The sequence below is a fragment of the Oribacterium sp. genome (assembly GCF_057249185.1).
Genome location: NZ_DBHIGR010000088.1, coordinates 7,161 through 9,059, shown reverse-complemented (window position 1 = coordinate 9,059; position 1,899 = coordinate 7,161). Strand labels below are relative to the sequence as shown.

1 protein-coding gene is annotated in these 1,899 nt (G+C 50.0%); it reads left to right on the top strand.

The genetic code is table 11. The annotated features are described in order from the left end of the window. A partial coding sequence (locus ACO4PX_RS06265) for a phosphoribosylformylglycinamidine synthase subunit PurQ (RefSeq protein WP_485572007.1) occupies positions 1-1,899 on the top strand: 1,899 nt, incomplete at both ends.

Sequence of the window (1,899 nt, the reverse complement as noted above, 5' to 3'; positions counted from 1 at the left end):
CTTCCCAACAAGCTTCCTCAGGCGGAGATTTCGAAGAAAGCCATGCAGGGCTATTCCTCTTACGGAAATCAAATCGGCCTAGCCACGAGTTTCGTCCGGGAATTGTACGATGATTCCTATGTGGCAAAGCACATGGAGGTGGGCGCGGTAGTGGGGGCGAGTCCGGTAGAAAATGTGCGAAGAGAGCTTCCTGCACCGGGAGATATTGTGGTGTTAATCGGCGGTCGAACCGGCCGGGACGGCATCCAGGGTGCATCCGGCTCCAGTGTGGTGCATACCAGTGCCTCTCTTCACACCATGGCTTCCCAGGTACAGAAGGGAAATGCCCCGGAAGAGCGGAAGATACAAAGACTTTTCCGTCGTCCGGAAGTCTCCCGCCTGATTAAGAAATGTAATGATTTCGGTGCCGGCGGGGTTGCCGTTGCCATCGGAGAAATCAGTCCCGGAATGGAGATTCATCTGGACAAGGTGCTTCTCAAGTATCAGGGCTTAAATGCCACGGAAATTGCCATCAGTGAATCCCAGGAAAGAATGGCGGTGGTGGTTTCGGAAAAGGACTACGCTTCATTCGTCAAAGCCTGTGAAGAGGAAAATATCGAATATGCCCTTGTGGCGACTGTGACCAATCGAAATCGACTGGAAATGTTTATGGGAAAGGAAAAGGTGGTGGACTTAAAGGCCTCTTTCCTGGAGACCTCCGGGGTACGGCAGCATAGAGAGGCTGTTTTAACGGATCACCCTGAGGAGAATCCATTCCTCCATCAAAATTTTCATAAAGAACAGGCAGAGAAAGAACTTTCAGAGAAAAATGTGGCGTCTCAGAAGGGACTCGCTACGAACTTTGACAGCAGTATCGGGGCAACAACGGTGCTGATGCCCTTTACGGGAAAGGAAGAATTAACGCCGGTGCAGGCTTCCGTGCAGGCGCTTCCCACTTTAGGCTTTGATAGTGATGTGGCGACCGTTTTAACTTACGGCTTTATTCCGAAGATTTCCCACTATTCTCCCTTTTTATCCGCGCTTTATTCGGTTCTTCTCTCCGTGGCAAAGGTCTATGCGGTAGGAGGGGACAGAAAGACCCTCTATCTTTCCTGTCAAGAGTACTTCGAGAAGCTGGGAACAGATAGTAAGAAGTGGGGCATGGCGACGGAAGCGTTGCTGGGCGCTCTCTATGCCGAGAGAGCCTTGGGGATCTCCGCCATCGGGGGAAAGGACAGTATGTCCGGTACCTTTAATGATCTTCATGTGGTAGAAACCTTGATTTCCTTTGCCTGTAGTACAGTGAAAATAGAAGAGGTGCTTACACCGGAGCTAAAAAAATGCGGAAACACCTTATATTTCCTGCCGCTCGTAAAGGACGAGAGAGGCTTTCCGAATATAGCGGAGACGGTAGAGAAGTATGACACTCTTCACCGCTATATTTCGGAGAAAAAGGTCTGCTCCGTCTATGTTTTGGAGGAAGGCTCCGCCTTTTCCGCCCTTTACAAGATGGCAGTAGGAAATGATTTAGGTTTTCACGTTACAATGGAAGACCTTTCAGACTTTCAGCCGGGCTCCATGGTTATTGAAGCCGGGGATGCCGACCTGCCTTTCCGTAAGATCGGAACGGTGGAAGAGGATATTTTGGCGAATGGTGAGCCATTGGATAAGGAGACTTTGCGGAGAGCCTATACCGGCACCTTTGAAAAGCTTTATCCGGAGTACGTGAATTTGGAGAAGGGAAATTGTGAGAACCTGTCCAAAGAGACGGAAAGAGCGTTTTTCTCTCCGGAAAAGGTGGATCAGGTGAAAGTTCTGATTCCTGTCTTCCCGGGAACGAATTGTGAGTATGACAGTGCCCGTGCCTTCCAAAAGGAGGGGGCAGAGGTGGAAACGGTCATTATCCGGAATAAAAGAGAG